This is a genomic window from Rhizobium sp. BT04 (assembly GCF_030053135.1).
GTDB lineage: Bacteria > Pseudomonadota > Alphaproteobacteria > Rhizobiales > Rhizobiaceae > Rhizobium > Rhizobium binxianense.
Window position 1 is genome coordinate 4,659,387 of sequence record NZ_CP125652.1, and the last position, 16,988, is coordinate 4,676,374.

Genomic DNA, 16,988 nt, shown 5'->3' on the forward strand with positions numbered 1-16,988 from the left:
GAGGGTTGGAAAAATACGTAAGTGAAAACAATTGGTTAGGTGTACGGTATTATGTTACCACACATTTGTCGGCTGAAGATCTGCCGTGCCTGACGCTTTTCTCGCCCCCTGCAGGGTTTGAAAGAGCACGCCACGGTCGAAAGCGGCGGCTAATCTTTGAACGCGCGCAGGCATGTCATCATTTCGCGAAGGCCGCGTGTCAGATGTTTGTCGCGGCGCAGAACCATGCCCAGGCGGCGCGTGAGCTTAGGCTGCAGCGATGACGTCGTCACCAGGCCGGCGCGGTCGCGCTTCAGCGCCAGCCCCGGCAGGATCGACCAGCCGAGGCCGACGGCCACCAGTTCCTTGATCGCCTCGATGCTGCCGAACTCCATCGCCGGCCGGATACCGGTGTCCGGTGCGGTCAGCCATGCATCGATTGCCCGCCTCGTATTGCCGCCCTCATAAAGCAGCAATGTCCTGTCACGCATGAAGGCGGCGTCCGGTCCGCCGTCGGGGATCAGGCTGCCAGCGGGAGCAACGGCCAGCAACTCCTCCTCGTAGAACGGTTCGATCTCGAAGTTGCGCCCCGAGGCCGGCAGGGCAACGACGGCGATGTCGAGGCTGTTGGCCTCCAGATCACGCAGCACGTCGTCGGCATCGCCGATGCGCACGGTGATTTCGAGGCCGGGCATGGATTTTCTGGCGGCGGCAATGGCACGAGGAAGCAGGTGGATCGACGCCGTGCCGCCGCTGCCGATGCGCACGCGGCCGCTGGCGCCATCCCTGTAGGGCATCATCGCTTCTTCCGCCGCCGCCGATTCCTGCAGCAGTCGCCTTGCATGCGCGAGCAGGTCGAGACCTGCGGCGGTCGGCTGCGCTCGCCGCCCGACACGCTCGATCAGCCGGACGCCGAGCCGCTGCTCGAGCCCCTTGACCTGCAGGCTGACGGCCGGTTGCGTCAGTCCTTCCCTGTCGGCGGCGGCCGTAAAGCTTCCGAGATCGGCGACGTTGACGAAGGTTGCGAGTTGATCGAGGTTCAGCGCCATACCAAAGATTTTCTTATGGAGATTATAATATCCATAAGCTTCCTTCATGAGAATTTCCAGCCCATCCTTCGCGTGTTGAAGAAAGGTAGAAGAGATGGCCATGGAAATGAGCGAAACCCTTGAGACGTCTCGCGATATCGTTCGATCGAAAATTCGCCGGGCGGCGCGCTGGGGCCTGCGGCTGCTGGCGGCCATCGAGCATCGCCTGGAAAAGCGCCGCAGCCGCCGCACGCTTTGCGAACTCACCGACGACGAGCTTTGCGATGTCGGCCTGACCCGTGCCGAGGCGAAGGCCGAGATATCGAAATCCTGGTTCTGGTCCTGACTGCCGCCGCCGCGGAAAGAGCGGATCCTGCTCGAAATTGCCAGCGCCTTGTGGCAAAACGTTTGCTTGAAATCGAGCGAGCGCAGGGAGCAGCATCATGGCCGAAATCGTATCCTTCCCGGACACAGACAGGGCGAATGGATTGCTGCTCCGCTCGCTGCGTGACGGCGTGCTGCGCCTGGTGCTCAACGACCCGCCTGCCAATGCGCTTTCGATCGCGCTTCTCGAAGCGCTGATGGCCGAGCTTGAGAAGGCCGGATCGGATGCGGGTGTGCGCGTCGTCGTCATCGCCTCGATCGGCAACGTCTTTTCCGCCGGCCATGATCTGAAGGAGCTCACCGCCCATCGCGCCGATGAAGATCAGGGAGCTGCTTTCTTCGAGAGAGCCTTCCGGCTCTGCGCCGATCTGATGCTGAAGATTGCGCATCTGCCGAAGCCCGTCATCGCCGAGATCGACGGTCTGGCAACGGCGGCCGGCTGCCAGCTCGTCGCCTCCTGCGATCTGGCGATCTGCACCGACACTTCGACATTCTGCACGCCGGGCGTCAATATCGGCCTGTTCTGTTCGACGCCGATGGTGGCCGTCTCCCGTGCCGCGCATCGCAAGCAGGCGATGGAAATGCTGCTGACCGGCGAGACGATCGATGCCTCGACCGCCAAGGATTTCGGCCTCGTCAACCGCATCGTACCGAAGCAGTATCTGGCGCAGGTGGTTTTTAAATATGCGGCGGTGATAGCCAGCAAGTCGCCGCTGATCCTGAAGATCGGCAAGGAGGCCTTCAATCGCCAGCTCGAACTGCCGGTCGAGGCGGCCTATGATTATGCCGCCAAAGTGATGGTCGACAACATGCTGACGCAGGATGCGCAGGAAGGCATCGGCGCCTTTCTCGGCAAGCGCAAGCCGGCATGGAAAGGCGAATGAGTCACGCCAGTTTCAGAACCAGCCCGCCGATCGCGATAACGACGCCGGCGACGTAGCGCCAGATGCTGGCTTTTTCCTTGAAGACGGTGATCGAGATCACCAGCGCAAAGAGGATCGCGGTTTCGCGCAGGGCCGCGACGGTCGCGACTGGGGCTTTTGTCATCGCCCAAAGCGCCAGCCCGTAGGAAGCGATCGAGCCGGCGCCGCCGATGAGGCCGCGCCACCAGTTGCGACGGACGTGACGCGCCACGGCGAATGCGCCGCGCTGGGAGGCCGCCCAGGAAAACAGCAGCACCGGCGGCAGCAGCGACATCCACAAAGTGTAGGAAACCGCATTGCCGGAGATACGTGCGCCGATGCCGTCGACATAGGTGTAGCTGGCGATGACGCAGGCATTGGCAAGCGAAAGCAGGACGGCGCGGCTGCTGCCGCGCCGCGCCTCCAGCGCGAGTGTCAGGACGCCGGCGCAGATCGTCATCGTCCCCGCGAGAGCGCCGGCGGAAAGATTTTCTTTCAGGATGAAGCCGCTTGTCGCGGCGATCAGCAGCGGCGCGCAGCCGCGCATCAGCGGATAGACGAGGCCGATATCGCCGGCCCGATAGGCCGCGGCCACCAGTTGGAAATAGGCGAACTGCAGGATGGCCGAGATGCCGATGAACGGCCAGGCCGCGCTGTGCGGCAACGGCAGGAACGCCAGGAACGGCAGTGCTGAAACCGCGCCGCCGGCCGAGATCAGCGCCGCATCGAGGGGCTTATCGCTGCCGGCCTTGACGATGGCGTTCCATGTCGCATGCAGCAGTGCGCCGAAGAGAACGAGCAGGATGACGTCGAGTGGCAAGGGAGTGAATCCGAAAAAGATCAGGGAGGCGGAAAACGCCTCGCCTTCGGCGTTTCAAATTCCTGAAAAGACAACTGAGATTTGCACGAAAATACACGGCGGCGGTCGCGCACGCGGTCATATGTCGAATAGCATTCTTTCAGTATGGAAACAATCGCGGTGTATTGGAGCAATTTCTACGTGCGCTCGACATGCGTTCAATCCACACGATCGTTTCAACTATGAGATGTTTCTAATGGACGCGGGAACAGACAGAGGTATTATCGCGAACAAAAAGTGAAAATGCCTTCTGGCGCTAGGCGGACGAACATTCTATGCTGCTGAAATATAGATAATATTCTATAACTTTGACATACTGGAAATTTAAAGCTTCTGATTGTGTAATCTCTGGTAAATCGCACTGCGGGATTGAACCCGAGCCTTTCGCAACCGCGAAAGACGTATGGTTCCTGCAGGGCGTCAGGAATGGCGAAACCATCAGAGTTGATGATGCGGAACGAAAAGCATCCCGTCAAGGTTGTCGATGCTTTGGCAGTTCAGCACCGGGCAGCGGGGATTGTCTTTCGAGGGGATATGTGTCCACTCCGCATAATCGGTCGCATCACAATAATTGCTGTTGCGGACATAGCGATCGTAAAGCGGCAAGCCACGCGGCGACTGGTAACGGAAGATGACGGCGCCCTGATTGTGGATGGCGGCGCGCACGCTGGCGCAGCTCATGGTGAGTGGATTGTAGCGCGAAATCGCCAGCGCCGGCGATGCGGCGAGCACAAGCGTGAGGGCAAGAGCGATTTTTTTCATCGAATCATCCTCAGAGGGCATCCAATCCTATATACGGGCCAATCATATATACGGAAAAGCCACGCAGCCGGTTTCACGGAAACGCAAAAAAACTGCGGGCCGTGCCGGATGGCTTTCGGGAATGGAGAAGCGACCATGAACCACGACGCCTATACGGATGACTATCTCGCCGGAATCCTGCATTCCGTAAAGACCATCGCGCTGACCGGCGCTTCGCCCAATCCGGCGCGCCCGAGCAACGGCGTCATGGGTTATCTGCTGTCGCGCGGCTACGAGGTCATTCCCGTCAATCCGGGGCAGGCGGGCAAACAGATCCAGGGCCGCACCGTTTATGCCCGGCTCGCCGACGTTCCAGTGCCGATCGACATGGTCGACGTGTTTCGCGCCGCCGAATATCTGGATGGGGTGGTCGAGGAGGCACTGGCGCTGAGGACGTTGCCGCAGATCATCTGGGCCCAGCTTGGCGTCCGGGACGACGCGGCTGCCGCAAAGGCCGAGGCTGCCGGCATCAAGGTGGTGATGAACCGCTGCCCGGCAATCGAGTACCCCCGTCTCATTGCCTGATCTCATGACCTGAGTTGCGGTCCGCCGAGACGGGTTTTCCGCCGAACGCCCAAGGGTGAAACGGATCGCGATTAACTTTCGCAAGCGAGAGGCTATGATCCCTCGCGTCAGCAATAACTGGAGGACGACATGGCCAAGAACGATCCGGGTTTCAACACGTTGGCGATCCATGCCGGCGCGCAGCCCGATCCGGCGACCGGGGCGCGGGTCACGCCGATTTACCAGACGACGGCTTTCGTCTTCAATGATTCCGATCATGCCGCCGCCCTCTTCGGCCTGCAGGCCTTCGGCAACATCTACAGCCGCATCATGAACCCGACGCAGGCCGTGCTCGAGGAGCGCGTCGCAGCACTCGAGGGCGGCACGGCAGCACTTGCCGTCGCCTCCGGCCATGCAGCGCAGATGATCGTCTTCCACACGATCATGCGCCCCGGCGAGAATTTCATCGCCGCCAACCGGCTCTATGGCGGCTCGATCAACCAGTTCGGCCATGCCTTCGAGAATTTCGGCTGGCAGGTGCGCTGGGCCGATCCCGCCGATCCGGCAAGCTTCGAAAGCCAGATCGACGAGAAGACGCGCGGCATCTTCATCGAAAGCCTGGCCAATCCAGGCGGCACCTTCGTCGATATCGCCGCGATCGCCGACGTCGCGCATCGCAATGGTCTGCCGCTGATCGTCGACAATACGATGGCGACACCCTATCTCATCCGCCCGATCGAGCACGGTGCCGATATCGTCGTGCATTCGCTGACGAAGTTTCTCGGCGGCCACGGCAATTCCATGGGCGGCCTCATCGTCGACGGCGGCACCTTCGACTGGTCGAAGTCAGGCAACTACCCGATGTTGTCGAGCCCGCGGCCGGAATATAACGGCATGGTCCTGCACGCCACCTTCGGCAATTTCGCCTTCGCGATCGCCGCCCGCGTGCTTGGCTTGCGCGATCTCGGCCCGGCGCTATCGCCCTTCAACGCCTTTCTGATTCTCACCGGCATCGAAACGCTGCCGCTTCGGATGCAGCGTCACAGCGACAATGCGATCGCCGTCGCAAAATGGCTGAAGGCGCACAGCAAGATCGCCTGGGTGAATTATGCCGGCCTCGACGACGACCCGAACCACGCGCTGCAGCAGCGATACTCGCCGAAGGGCGCAGGCTCCGTCTTCACCTTCGGCGTCAAGGGCGGCTACGAGGCGGGCAAGACCCTGGTCGAGGGGCTGGAGCTCTTCTCCCATCTTGCCAATATCGGCGACACCCGCTCGCTCGTCATCCATCCGGCCTCGACGACGCACCGGCAGCTGACCGACGACCAGAAGATCATCGCCGGCGCCGGGCCCGATGTGGTGCGCCTTTCCGTCGGCATCGAGGACGTCAAGGACATCATCGCCGATCTCGAACAAGCGCTCTCGAAGATCTGAGATCAGAGGAATCCATGGCGACCACGGCAAAATTCATCCCCTTCAGCATCGATGGTGTCGAGCCCGAGTTCGGCGCCCCGGAAGCTGAGCGGATCATCTCCGGCGATCCGCAATTCCGCAGCTGGAATCTCGAGGAGGCCGAAGACGGCCTCTATTCCGGCATCTGGGAGGCGACGCCGGGCAAGTGGCGGATCGTCTACGAGGAATGGGAATATTTCAGCCTGCTGTCCGGTCATTCGATCGTGACGGAGGAGGGCGGGGAGCCGGTGCATCTGAAGGCGGGCGACCGGATGATCCTCAGACCCGGCTTCAAGGGAACGTGGGAAGTCGTTGAAACGACTCGCAAGGACTATGTAATCAAGGTTTGAGCAGCGCGGGCAAACCGACGCTGACGATGCCGCGCCTGTGTCGCTTTGCGGCGATCAGGGCCTGTTTTTCTGCAAATGACAGCGCTTCTTTGCCGAATAGAACGCTTTTGACCAATCCCATTAATCGGGCCTACATCGTCAAAATGCTATATCTTATCCGCAGCGCATTGCGGACATGATGTCTCCTGCTGTCTCACAGACATGGTCTTGCAATCGATCTCTCCGGAATTTGCATGTCGTCGAATCTTGCGGGTAGGCACGTTCGAACTCAAACCTCTTCCATCGTCGCGACGACGGTCTGCTTCCTGGTCGTCGCCCTCGTGCTGACCGGCCTTATGGCGCATGTCGTCGTCACGATGACACGGTCGGCAAACGAGATCGATGACGCCAGGGCCAGTCGCGCCGCCGACGCAGCGATCGGAGCGTTCGTGGCTCGCCTGGGCGCGACAACGACGGACAATGCCGTATGGGACGATGCCTATAGTGCGACCTCATCGCCGACCGCCGCCGATTGGGCCTATGAGAACTGGGGAAAAACCAGCGCGGATTACCCGCTCTATGACGGCGCGATCGTGATCGGCCCCGACCGGAGTTCGGTCGTCTCCGCCTATGCCAAAGGCAAGCCTTTTCAGCCGGGCGCGTTTTTCGGCCAGGCCTTTTATGGGCAGATCAATGCTGCTGCCGATCCGGCGAAGGCGCCTGTGGTTAATTTTATCAAGACCGAAAGCGGTATCGCGCTGATCGCATCGCAGGCGATCCAGCCATTCGAGGCCGCCGGCGAGCTTCCGAAGCTCAGCACGCTGAGCTTCTACAAGGAATTTACATCAGAAGTTCTCGACGCGCTCTCAAACGAACATGAACTCGAAGGCCTGCACCTCGAGGCGGCGCCAAAGCCGGAATTCCTGAACACGCCGATCAAGGACATGAAGGGCGCCGTCATCGGCTATCTTGTCTGGCCGAGCAAGGCGCCGGGAAGCACGGTATTTCATCAGGTGACACCTTATGTTGCGGCCTCCGTCGCCATCCTTTCGCTGTTCCTGGTCGGTGTTCTCCTGGTCGGCGCGTCCGAGGCGCGGCGCCTGCGCCAATTGGCGCAGGCAGCGCTTTTCGAAGCGGGTCATGATAACCTCAGCGGCCTGTTCAACAGACATGGGCTTCTCGGCCTGCTGGAAGACATCGGGAATTCGGACTCTGCGCCACTCCGGCTCTATCTGGTCGATCTTGACGGCTTCAAGGCCGTCAACGATGCCTGGGGGCATGCGGTTGGGGACGATTTGATCCGAATGGTCTCGAAGGCGCTGATGGCCTGTCACCCCGAAATTCTTGCCGCAGGCCGGCTGGGGGGCGACGAATTTGCGCTGGTGCATGTCGGATCCGCCACGTGCGAAGATATGGAAACGACCATCCTGGCGCTGTTTGCCGAGCCCTTCAAAATCGACGGACGAACAATCGAAGTCGGAGCAAGCATCGGCGCTGCGGTGCGCGACGGAGACGTCGAGCCCTTGGAGCTTCTGCGCAGGGCCGACATGGCGCTCTACCGTGCCAAGGCAAATGGCAGAGGCCAGGCGGTCGAGTACGCCCCCGAGCTCGACCAGGAGCGCCAACGGGTCGCCGAAATGGAAGGCCGCTTGAAGGGCGCCATCAAGAGCGGCGCAATCGAAGCCGTTTTCCAGCCGCTCGTCTCCGCCACCACCGGCGCCGTGACCGGCCTGGAAGCGCTGGCGCGCTGGCGAACCGCAACAGGAAACATCAGTCCGGAGGTTTTCATCCCTCTCGCCGAGCGGTGCGGCCTCATCGATGCGCTCGGTGTTCATATGCTGAGAACATCGATCGAGCATGCCAAGAACTGGCCCGATCTGGCATTGTCGGTAAACGTTTCGCCGGTCCAGCTCTGCAATCCCGAATTTGCCGCCGAGGTGATCTCGGTCCTGCAGGAGCTCGATTTCAATCCGAAGCGCCTGACCTTGGAGATCACCGAAGGCGTTCTGATGACAAATCCGGATCAGGCCCGGCGCTCGATCGACCAGCTCAAGCGCGTCGGCATCAAGTTCGCACTCGACGACTTTGGCTGCGGCTACGCCAGCATTGGCGCCTTGCGGCAGTTCGGGTTCGATCGCATGAAGATCGATCGCTCGCTCGTCTCCGCTCTCGATGAAGGCGCCAATGGCGCCGATGTCCTTCGGGCGACCATTTCGCTGGCGACCGCCTTGCAGATTCCCGTGACCGCAGAAGGCATCGAGAATAGCCGCCAGGCGGCGATCCTGCGCGAGGCCGGCTGCGATCAGCTTCAAGGCTATCTGATGGGAAGACCGATGTCGGCACACGACATATCCAGCAGGCTGGAAGAAGAGTCGGCCGCATGATGGCGTTGCCGGTGACCCCGCGGAGCGGTGACCGGTAACCGCCGACGGAAATTCAAAAGCCTGAAACGACATTTTTAGCCACGGCTGCGGCAATCCACCACAGCCATGCGTCAATCTATCCCAATGTTTTTGCTAAGGCTTTGTTAAATCCCGCATTCAATGGAAAGGCGCCCAGCGCAGTGTTTGACGCATGGCCGCGCATTCGGTTTCAACGGTCAAAAGCCGTCATCAAACTGTAATAATACGCGCCTAGCCCGCCTGATGTGACGCGACTTTCAGCGCCCGAGACAATGGACACCCCCGCCATGGCGCTGGTCTCGTCGTTCTTCAAATCCATTAGGGAAGCGCTTCATATGCTCACCAGGAAACTCCTCTCGGCCTGCCTCGGTGCGGGTCTGGTTGCCGCTCTGGCGGTTTCGGCGTCGGCTGCCGATATCACCGGCGCCGGCTCCACCTTCGTCTATCCGGTGCTGTCCAAATGGTCTGCGGACTATAACAAGCAGACCGGCGACAAGCTGAACTACCAGTCGATCGGTTCGGGCGGCGGTATCGCCCAGATCAAGGCTGCAACGGTCGATTTCGGCGCATCCGACAAGCCGCTCGAGCCTAGGGAATTGACCGATGGCGGTTTCGGCCAGTTCCCGCTTGTTGTCGGCGGCATCGTTCCCGTCATCAACGTCAAGGGCATCAAGTCGGGCGAGCTGAAACTGACCGGCAAGGTTCTCGCCGACATCTATCTCGGCAACGTCACCAAGTGGAACGATAAGGCCATTGCCGATCTGAACCCCGGCCTGAAGCTGCCCGACAGCCAGATCGCCGTCGTCCACCGTTCGGACGGTTCCGGCACCTCCTTCAACTGGACCAACTATTTCTCCAAGGTCAACGAAGACTGGAAGAGCAAGGTCGGCGAAGGCACCGCCGTCAACTGGCCGGTCGGCATCGGCGGCAAGGGCAACGAAGGCGTCGCTGCCTACGTCACCCGCGTCAAGGATTCGATCGGCTACGTCGAATATGCCTACGCCCTGCAAAACAAGCTGCCCTACGCCCTGATCCAGAACGCTGCCGGCCAGTATCCGAAGCCGAATGCCGAAAGCTTCTCGGCCGCCGCCGCCAGCGCCGAATGGGCCAAGGCTCAGGACTTCTACCTGATCATGACCAACGCTCCGGGCGAAAAGGCCTGGCCGGTGACCGCCACGACCTGGGCGATCATGTACAAGGAACCGAAGGATGCGGCACGCTCCAAGGCTGCCTTCGCCTTCTTCAAGTGGGCGCTCGAAAACGGCCAGAAGGAAGCCTCTTCCCTCGACTACGTTCCGCTTCCGCAAGCCGTCGTGAAGCAGATCGAGGACTACTGGACAGCCTCGTTCAAGGGCTGATCCTTGCAAGAAACGCGGTCGGGGCGGAAAGCGAGGTTTTCCGCCCTAGAACAGGATGATTTTAGGCCGAGCCGGCCTAAAATCTGAATCCTGTTCTAAATTAAGGGGTTAGAGCATGATGTCGCCCGAAAACCGCTTACACTTTTCGGCATCATGCTCGAATACCTTTACCCCCTCAGCGCAGTCGAGCGTATTGATATGAGCGAAGCATCGGCATCGCTGCCCGTCTCCGGAGCGGGCGTGAAGCGTCGCGACGGCGCGACCGGCGATCGTATTTTCTATTGGATAGTTTTGGGCTGCGGCCTGTTTTGTTCTGGCGGCATTGCTTGCCGCGGCGATCTCCATGGCCTTGAGCGGGTTTCAGGCGTTCCGGACCTTCGGCCTCGGTTTCCTCACCGGCACGGAATGGGATCCGGTCGCCGAGCAGTTTGCGGGGCTTGTGCCGATCTACGGGACGCTGGTCACCTCGGCGCTCGCCATGATCATCGGCGTTCCCGTCAGCCTCGGTATCGCGGTTTTCATTACCGAAGTTGCGCCGCGCTCCATTCGCGGGCCGATCGGCGGCGCCGTCGAGCTTCTCGCCGGCATCCCCTCGATCATTTACGGCATGTGGGGTCTTTTCACCTTCGCGCCTTTCATGTCGGATTACATTCAGCCGGTGCTGATAGACTGGCTGGGCCCGATCCCGATGATCGGCGCGCTGTTCTCCGGCGCACCGCTCGGCATCGGCATGCTGACGTCGGGCATTGTGCTGGCGATCATGATCATCCCCTTCATCTCCTCGGTCATGCGCGACGTTTTCCTCGTTGTCCCGGCGCAGCTGAAAGAATCGGCCTATGCGCTTGGTTCGACCAAGTGGGAGGTGGTGCGCGACATCGTTATCCCGCATACTCGCACGGCCGTCGTCGGCGGCATCTTCCTCGGTCTCGGTCGCGCGCTCGGAGAGACCATGGCGGTGACCTTCGTGCTCGGCAACACCCACAATATTGCGGTGTCGCTGATGGAGCCCGGCACCTCGATCGCCGCCACGCTCGCCAACGAGTTTGCCGAGGCTTCTGACGATCTTTACAGATCGTCGCTCGCAGCCCTTGGCCTCATCCTCTTCGTCGTTACCTTCATCGTTCTGGCCGCCGCCAAGCTCATGCTGGTGCGCATGGCAAAGCAGAGAGGGGAGTAATATGGCCGGCTATTCGGGTTCCCTTTACCGCCGCCGCCAGATCGGCAGTGCGATTGCGCTGACGCTTTGCGGCCTCGCAACGGTGCTCGGCCTGGTCTTTCTGGTCTGGATCCTGTGGACGACGCTGATCCACGGCCTGTCGGCGCTGAGCCCCAGTCTTATCACCGAAATGACGCCGCCGCCCGGCGAAGACGGCGGCGGTCTCGCCAATGCTTTCATGGGCAGCCTGCTGATGGTCGTGCTGGCCATCGTCATCGGCACGCCGATCGGCGTGCTGGCCGGCACCTATCTGTCGGAGTTCAGCCGCGGCAAAAAGCTTGGCGAGGCGATCCGCTTCGTCAACGATATCCTGCTCTCGGCGCCGTCGATCATCATCGGCCTGTTCGTCTACGACCTGGTCGTGCGCCCGACGTCACGCTTCTCCGGCTTTGCCGGCGGCATCGCGCTTGCCTTCATCTTCCTGCCGGTCGTAGTGCGCACGACCGACGAGATGCTGCGGCTGGTTCCCGATGTGATGCGCGAGGCAGCCTTGTCGCTCGGCATCCCGCGCTGGAAGGTCACGGTCAACGTGCTTTATCGCGCCGCGTCCACCGGCATTCTGACCGGTATCCTTCTGGCGATCGCCCGCATTTCGGGCGAAACCGCGCCGCTGCTCTTCACGGCTCTGAACAACCAGTATTGGAGCCTGGATATGTCGCAGCCGATGGCGAACATTCCGGTCGTCATCTTCCAGTTCGCTATGAGCCCCTATGAGCAATGGCAGAATCTCGCCTGGGCCGGTGCCTTCGTGATGACCGCCGTCGTTTTGATCCTGAGCGTCGTATCGCGCTCCGTCCTGAACCGAAAAGGTGGGAAATGATGCTTCAGTCCGCAGACACTTTCGATGCTGCCAGCAAGGCGGAAAAACACCTGGCCAGAGACAAGATCGCGCTTGAGAAAGTCAATTTCTATTACGGCGACACCCACGCGATCAAGGATGTCAGCCTGAACTTCCCCGAGCGTCAGGTCTCGGCCCTCATCGGTCCCTCCGGCTGCGGCAAGTCCACGCTGCTGCGCATCCTGAACCGCATCTACACGCTGTATCCGAAGATGCGCGCTACTGGCTCGATCAAGCTCGACGGCAAGAACATCCTCGACCCCAGCTTCTCGATGAACGAGCTGCGCGCCCGCGTCGGCATGGTGTTCCAGAAACCCGTACCTTTCCCGATGTCGATCTATGACAACATCGCCTACGGCATTCGCCACCATGAGCGCCTCAGCAAGGCCGAGATGGACGTCCGCGTCGAGCAGGCGCTGCGTCAGGCCGCCCTCTGGGATGAGGTCAAGGACAAGCTGAAGGGCAGCGGCCTCGGTCTTTCCGGTGGTCAGCAGCAGCGTCTCTGCATCGCCCGCGGTGTGGCGTTACGCCCCGAGGTCCTGCTTCTCGACGAGCCGACTTCGGCCCTCGATCCGATCTCGACCGCCAAGGTCGAAGAGCTGGTCGCGCAGCTGAAGGGCGAGTTCACCATCGTCATCGTCACCCACAACATGCAACAGGCAAGCCGCATCTCCGACAACACCGCCTTCATGTATCTCGGCGAGCTGATCGAATACGGCCCGACCGCTGAGATCTTCCAGTCGCCGAAAGTCAAACGCACGGAAGACTACATCACGGGGCGCTACGGCTGATCCGTGAGGGCTGGATCACCATCGCAGATCCAGTCGGTCCAGCCCGTGGAAATGGTAGACGTCCTTGACCACGGGCGTCCTTGCCAGCTTGAGGCCGGGAAGCCGCTGGAAAAGGATCGGCAGCACGATGTTGAGCTCCAGCCGTGCCAGCGGTGCGCCGATGCAGAAATGGATGCCGGCGCCGAAGGAGAGGTTGGCCGCCTCGTTGCGATCGGGCCGGAAGGTGAGGGGATCGGTGAATTTCGCCGGGTCGAGATTGGCGGCGGCGAGAATGAGGCTGACCTTGTCGCCGCGCTGGAAAGCGACGCCATCGATTTCGGCGGGCTCCAGCGCCCAGCGCTGGAAGATGTGAACCGGCGCGCAGAGGCGCAGGGTTTCCTCGACGGTGCGCTCCGTTGTTGCTTCGTCGCGGAAGAGTTCCGCCGGATCTGAGCCGCTGTCGAGGATGGTGCGCACCGAATTGCCGATCTGGTGCACGGTCGCCTCATGTCCGGCGTTGAGCAGCACGATCGTCGTCGAGATCAGCTCTTCCTCGCTCAGATACTGGCCCTTGTGCTCGGTATGGATCATGTGGGTGAGCAGATCGTCGCGTGGGATCGCGCGGCGTTCTGCAATGACAGTTCTGACATAGTCGGAAAATTCCTTCGCCGCCCGTTCGGCCTCATCCTCCTGCTCGCGCGTTCGGCCGAACATATACATGCGGACATAGGCGTGCGACCAGGCGAGCAGCTGTGGTCCCATCTCCTCGGGGATGCCGATCATGCGGGCGATCATCGTCACCGGGATGATGTCGGCAAAGGCCGAGAGCAGCTCGACCTCACCCTTTTCAGCGAAGCCGTCGATCAGCCGGTTGGCGAGTTCGGCAAGCTCCGGCTTCATCTTCTCGACATGGCGGGAGACGAAGGCGCGGTTGACGAGCGTGCGCAGCCGCGTGTGTTCCGGCGGTTCGAGTTCGAGCAGGGAATAACGTTCCGAGAGATCGAAACTGGCAAGATGCGGCATCGGCTCGGCAAGGCCGAGCTCCTCCCGGCTGGCGATATGCAGGATCTGCCGGCCGAAGCGGCGGTCGCGCAGCAGGCCGTTCACATGGTCGTAGCCGGTGAAGAACCATTGCTTCTGCTCGCTCCAGTAAAAGGTCGGACAATGGGCGTGAAGCGCTGCATAGACGGCATTCGGATTGCCGTAGAAGCCCGGATTGCGGGCGTCCAGCGAGACGTGGCGGCGGGCCGGGTCGATCGAAAGAGAGGGCGGTATCATCATGCCCCGAGGCTTAGCGGATTTGCCGGGCCTCGAAAAGCGGGTGAGTGAGGGGCATCCTGAATGCGCGGCCGACAGGCCGCGCGTCAGCTAAGATGCGACATCACTTGAGGATTCGCTCGCAACCCCGAGGATCGATTCCGATATTTGGGGTCAGGCGTTAGAGCAATTCCAGCAAAAGTGCGTCGCGGTTTTGCCAGGCAAAGCGTGAAACGCTTTTTGCCGGGAATTGCGGGAAAACAAAGAGATAGAGCATTTCCCTGATTCGGAGAAAAACGGAAATGCTTTATCCGGCCCGCGACAACGTGCCCATGCGCCGCAGGGCTTCGACCTGGTCGTCGACCGTCGGCACAAGTTCGCCGGCGGTGCTGTTCGGCGTGGCCGCTACAGGTGCGGCCGCCTCCGCTTCGCCGAAGATGACCGTGCAGTTGCGGCCGGCGGCCTTTGCCGCATAGAGCGCCCGGTCGGCGGCCGAGATCAATTTGTCGATATTGGCTTCGATCGAGGAGGCGAGCGCGATGCCGATGCTGACGGTGGCGGGGACGATTGCTTCGCCGGTGCTGACGGGGAGACGACAAAACTCGGTGCGGATCGCTTCGGCGATCGCCTCGGCTTCCGTCTGGTCGGCGACGGCGGCGAAGGCTGCGAATTCCTCGCCGCCCATACGGCCGAAGATGTTGTTCGGAATATACTGGCGGGCCATCCGCGCGAATGCGGTCAGCACGGCATCGCCGGACTGGTGTCCGAAACGGTCGTTGACGCGCTTGAAATGGTCGAGATCGAAGAGCATCACCGCGACCTGGCGCTGGTCGTTATGGGCCTTTTCCTGGATGGAGCCGAAATAGCCGAGCAGGCCGCGGCGGTTGAGCACGCCCGTCAGCGAATCGGTCAGGGTGAGGGCGCGCAGGTGCCGTTCGGAGCGTTCCATGATCAGCCGGCAGGTGAACGCGAAGGCGATGGTCAGCAGGAAGGCGCTTGCCATGGCGGAGGCGCCGCCGAGATTGGTTGCTTCAATATCGCTCGGCAGCGTCAGCGCCATCGTCAGCGCCGAGCCGAAACACAGGCAGCCCTGGATGACGAACACGCCCATCAGCTTGACCCGGGTACGCTCGCGGCGCATGTCGCCGGCGGCAACCGCGAGCGCCAGCGCCGTCGCACCCGTCGCCGAGGCGAGGTTGTAGAGCACCACCCGGTTTGAATAGTCGTTGTTGACCCAGGGCAGGAAGACCCCGGCGAGCCAGATCGCCGGCGGCAGCAACGCCCACCATTCGATCCGCTTGCGGTCGAGCGCCAGAAAACCCGCAACCCAGGCGCTCTGGCCGAGCAGGGCGATGGCATTGCCGATCTCTATAGACAGCACGCTGGGCACCTGGCCGCGCAGCGCGATCATCGCAAAGCCGATGCCGGTCAGAAGGAAGCCCAGGCCCCAATAGAGATAGGCTTCGTTCCGGACATTGTGGCGCCAGGCGACGAACAGCACCAAAGCGAGCGTCATGGCCTCCGAACACCAGATGGCGAGACCTGTAGCGATATTGAACACGGCAGCAACCCCTTGCCCGTCGGCCTTGTCTTTCGGCCACTTGTCTGTCGGCCTGTCTGTTGGGGCGCATCCTTGCCGAGGAAGTTCGCCACTTCCTTAATGTCGCGGCACTGCGGCATGGTTTTCGGCCGATATCTGCCGGTAGGCTTTCCGTTGGGTAAACGTGTGTGAGCATCGTCGAATGGAGTAAGGCTTCCTTCATCCTGTCACGGAGAAAAATCGGGGGAGACGGCGCCGAGGGCTCGCCGTCGGCAGGCATTTGGGGGAAAGAGGCTCCGAACGGCCGCCTTGCCCCGCCTTCTTAACGTTATCCTCATGCGTGTCTTGAAGAGGAGGGCCGGGACACTCTATGTAGGGATAAGACATTTTCTTTGATTCCCGGCGCCGGCCGGCGAGACGTTGACAAAGGACGCACATGAGAAACCCAGTCGATACCGCAATGGCCCTCGTGCCGATGGTCGTGGAACAGACCAACCGCGGTGAACGCTCCTACGACATCTATTCCCGCCTGTTGAAGGAACGCATCATCTTCCTGACGGGTGCCGTCGAAGACCATATGGCGACGCTCGTCTGCGCTCAGCTTCTCTTCCTCGAGGCTGAAAACCCGAAGAAGGAAATCGCTCTCTACATCAATTCGCCGGGTGGCGTCGTTACCGCCGGCATGGCGATCTACGACACGATGCAGTTCATCAAGCCCGCGGTTTCGACGCTCTGCATCGGTCAGGCCGCCTCCATGGGCTCGCTGCTGCTGGCTGCCGGCCACAAGGACATGCGTTTCGCCACGCCGAATTCCCGCATCATGGTGCATCAGCCCTCGGGCGGCTTCCAGGGCCAGGCTTCCGACATCGAGCGCCACGCCCGCGACATCCTCAAGATGAAGCGCCGCCTCAACGAGGTCTATGTCAAGCACACCGGCCGCACCTATGAGGAAGTTGAAAAGACCCTCGATCGTGACCATTTCATGGATGCGGACGAGGCCCAGGGCTGGGGCGTGATCGACAAGGTTCTGACGTCGCGCCTCGAAATGGAAGGCGAGCAGGCCTAGTAATTAATAGGGATGGTATTTTCGTCGCCACAGTTCTATCTCATTTGTGATCGAACAAGGCTTTCAACAGGCGACGAAGACGCTAATAGTAACTATTAATGCTATGTTGAATTTTTATGACATAGCATTCGGCATTCGAAGGGGAATTCGTTGCCGCCGGAACCCGGACATGATTGGTTGGGGACCGGTTCGTACCCCCTGACGCCCTTCTCGGCAAAGGCTCCGGAAACGGAGTGCCGCCAGGAGCTGATAGAGTGGACCGCGATTTCGCCTTGAAATGCGGCGTGCTGGAAGGAAAGTGAT

16 protein-coding genes and 1 pseudogene are annotated in these 16,988 nt (G+C 61.0%); 11 read left to right on the plus strand and 6 right to left on the minus strand.

Annotated elements, in window-relative coordinates; translation table 11 throughout:
• Positions 1–149: 149 nt before the first annotated feature.
• Complete coding sequence (locus tag QMO82_RS31145) at positions 150–1,076, minus strand: LysR family transcriptional regulator (protein ID WP_183606505.1); 927 nt, start codon at positions 1,074–1,076, stop codon at positions 150–152.
• 46 nt (positions 1,077–1,122) lie between these two features.
• On the opposite strand from QMO82_RS31145, the gene QMO82_RS31150 reads away from it, so the two are divergent.
• Entirely contained in the window at positions 1,123–1,353 is a 231-nt protein-coding gene (locus QMO82_RS31150; RefSeq protein WP_183606506.1) for a DUF1127 domain-containing protein, read from the plus strand.
• Positions 1,354–1,450: 97 nt separating this feature from the next.
• Positions 1,451–2,275: an enoyl-CoA hydratase gene (locus QMO82_RS31155; protein ID WP_183606507.1), complete on the plus strand. Its 825-nt coding sequence runs from the start codon at positions 1,451–1,453 to the stop codon at positions 2,273–2,275.
• A 1-nt stretch (position 2,276) separates the two neighbouring features.
• Here the strand turns inward: QMO82_RS31155 and QMO82_RS31160 are convergent, their stop codons facing one another.
• Together QMO82_RS31160 and QMO82_RS31165 are read right to left on the minus strand one after the other, a co-directional pair.
• On the minus strand, positions 2,277–3,113 hold the full coding sequence (locus QMO82_RS31160; RefSeq protein WP_183606508.1) for an EamA family transporter: 837 nt from the start codon (positions 3,111–3,113) through the stop codon (positions 2,277–2,279).
• 477 nt (positions 3,114–3,590) lie between these two features.
• Entirely contained in the window at positions 3,591–3,914 is a 324-nt protein-coding gene (locus QMO82_RS31165; protein ID WP_097617629.1) for a hypothetical protein, read from the minus strand.
• A 135-nt stretch (positions 3,915–4,049) separates the two neighbouring features.
• Between QMO82_RS31165 and QMO82_RS31170 the strand changes: the two genes are divergently transcribed.
• From QMO82_RS31170 to QMO82_RS31180, 3 genes are all read left to right on the plus strand, one after another.
• Positions 4,050–4,478, plus strand: a complete 429-nt coding sequence (locus tag QMO82_RS31170) for a CoA-binding protein (protein ID WP_183606509.1) — start codon at positions 4,050–4,052, stop codon at positions 4,476–4,478.
• Between the two features lie 129 nt (positions 4,479–4,607).
• A complete protein-coding gene (locus QMO82_RS31175; protein WP_183606510.1) occupies positions 4,608–5,891 on the plus strand; it encodes an O-acetylhomoserine aminocarboxypropyltransferase in 1,284 nt (427 codons plus the stop codon).
• A 14-nt stretch (positions 5,892–5,905) separates the two neighbouring features.
• Complete coding sequence (locus QMO82_RS31180) at positions 5,906–6,259, plus strand: cupin domain-containing protein (protein ID WP_183606511.1); 354 nt, start codon at positions 5,906–5,908, stop codon at positions 6,257–6,259.
• Here the strand turns inward: QMO82_RS31180 and QMO82_RS31185 are convergent.
• The gene (locus QMO82_RS31185) at positions 6,249–6,380 is read right to left on the minus strand and encodes a hypothetical protein (protein ID WP_272783413.1); all 132 of its coding nucleotides are present in this window, start codon (positions 6,378–6,380) and stop codon (positions 6,249–6,251) included. The genes QMO82_RS31180 and QMO82_RS31185 overlap by 11 nt on opposite strands.
• A 112-nt stretch (positions 6,381–6,492) precedes the next feature.
• Between QMO82_RS31185 and QMO82_RS31190 the strand changes: the two genes are divergently transcribed.
• The 5 genes and pseudogenes from QMO82_RS31190 (at position 6,493) to pstB (ending at position 12,843) form a co-directional block, all read left to right on the plus strand.
• Positions 6,493–8,622 (plus strand): bifunctional diguanylate cyclase/phosphodiesterase, encoded by a 2,130-nt coding sequence (locus QMO82_RS31190; protein WP_183606512.1) that lies wholly within the window; start codon positions 6,493–6,495, stop codon positions 8,620–8,622.
• A 353-nt stretch (positions 8,623–8,975) separates the two neighbouring features.
• On the plus strand, positions 8,976–9,998 hold the full coding sequence (pstS, locus tag QMO82_RS31195; protein ID WP_183606676.1) for a phosphate ABC transporter substrate-binding protein PstS: 1,023 nt from the start codon (positions 8,976–8,978) through the stop codon (positions 9,996–9,998).
• A gap of 198 nt (positions 9,999–10,196) precedes the next feature.
• Positions 10,197–11,175, plus strand: a pseudogene (gene pstC / locus QMO82_RS31200) (phosphate ABC transporter permease subunit PstC).
• A 1-nt stretch (position 11,176) separates the two neighbouring features.
• Complete coding sequence (gene pstA / locus QMO82_RS31205) at positions 11,177–12,034, plus strand: phosphate ABC transporter permease PstA (protein WP_183606513.1); 858 nt, start codon at positions 11,177–11,179, stop codon at positions 12,032–12,034.
• Positions 12,034–12,843 carry a phosphate ABC transporter ATP-binding protein PstB gene (gene pstB / locus QMO82_RS31210; protein ID WP_183606514.1) on the plus strand — a complete coding sequence of 270 codons (810 nt, stop codon included), beginning with the start codon at positions 12,034–12,036 and terminating at the stop codon, positions 12,841–12,843. Before pstA ends, pstB begins: the two co-directional genes overlap by 1 nt.
• Before the next feature lie 15 nt (positions 12,844–12,858).
• On the opposite strand, the gene QMO82_RS31215 is transcribed toward pstB, so the two are convergent.
• Both QMO82_RS31215 and QMO82_RS31220 read right to left on the minus strand, forming a co-directional pair.
• The gene (locus QMO82_RS31215; protein WP_183606515.1) at positions 12,859–14,103 is read right to left on the minus strand and encodes a cytochrome P450; all 1,245 of its coding nucleotides are present in this window, start codon (positions 14,101–14,103) and stop codon (positions 12,859–12,861) included.
• A gap of 283 nt (positions 14,104–14,386) precedes the next feature.
• Positions 14,387–15,640, minus strand: coding sequence for a GGDEF domain-containing protein (locus QMO82_RS31220; protein ID WP_183606516.1), 1,254 nt, complete (start codon positions 15,638–15,640; stop codon positions 14,387–14,389).
• Positions 15,641–16,055: 415 nt separating this feature from the next.
• On the opposite strand from QMO82_RS31220, the gene clpP reads away from it, so the two are divergent.
• The gene (clpP, locus tag QMO82_RS31225; RefSeq protein WP_003573944.1) at positions 16,056–16,685 is read left to right on the plus strand and encodes an ATP-dependent Clp endopeptidase proteolytic subunit ClpP; all 630 of its coding nucleotides are present in this window, start codon (positions 16,056–16,058) and stop codon (positions 16,683–16,685) included.
• The last annotated feature ends 303 nt before the right edge of the window (positions 16,686–16,988 follow it).

Bases quoted from the DNA above. Each gene is read 5' to 3' on its own strand.
- pstS (WP_183606676.1), top strand. From the start codon at position 8,976: ATGCTCACCAGGAAACTCCTCTCGGCCTGCCTCGGTGCGGGTCTGGTT.
- pstA (WP_183606513.1), top strand. From the start codon at position 11,177: ATGGCCGGCTATTCGGGTTCCCTTTACCGCCGCCGCCAGATCGGCAGT.
- QMO82_RS31190 (WP_183606512.1), top strand. From the start codon at position 6,493: ATGTCGTCGAATCTTGCGGGTAGGCACGTTCGAACTCAAACCTCTTCC.
- clpP (WP_003573944.1), top strand. From the start codon at position 16,056: ATGAGAAACCCAGTCGATACCGCAATGGCCCTCGTGCCGATGGTCGTG.
- pstB (WP_183606514.1), top strand. From the start codon at position 12,034: ATGCTTCAGTCCGCAGACACTTTCGATGCTGCCAGCAAGGCGGAAAAA.
- QMO82_RS31145 (WP_183606505.1), bottom strand. From the start codon at position 1,076: ATGAAGGAAGCTTATGGATATTATAATCTCCATAAGAAAATCTTTGGT.
- QMO82_RS31215 (WP_183606515.1), bottom strand. From the start codon at position 14,103: ATGATGATACCGCCCTCTCTTTCGATCGACCCGGCCCGCCGCCACGTC.
- QMO82_RS31170 (WP_183606509.1), top strand. From the start codon at position 4,050: ATGAACCACGACGCCTATACGGATGACTATCTCGCCGGAATCCTGCAT.
- QMO82_RS31185 (WP_272783413.1), bottom strand. From the start codon at position 6,380: ATGGGATTGGTCAAAAGCGTTCTATTCGGCAAAGAAGCGCTGTCATTT.
- QMO82_RS31150 (WP_183606506.1), top strand. From the start codon at position 1,123: ATGGCCATGGAAATGAGCGAAACCCTTGAGACGTCTCGCGATATCGTT.
- QMO82_RS31175 (WP_183606510.1), top strand. From the start codon at position 4,608: ATGGCCAAGAACGATCCGGGTTTCAACACGTTGGCGATCCATGCCGGC.
- QMO82_RS31165 (WP_097617629.1), bottom strand. From the start codon at position 3,914: ATGAAAAAAATCGCTCTTGCCCTCACGCTTGTGCTCGCCGCATCGCCG.
- QMO82_RS31155 (WP_183606507.1), top strand. From the start codon at position 1,451: ATGGCCGAAATCGTATCCTTCCCGGACACAGACAGGGCGAATGGATTG.
- QMO82_RS31180 (WP_183606511.1), top strand. From the start codon at position 5,906: ATGGCGACCACGGCAAAATTCATCCCCTTCAGCATCGATGGTGTCGAG.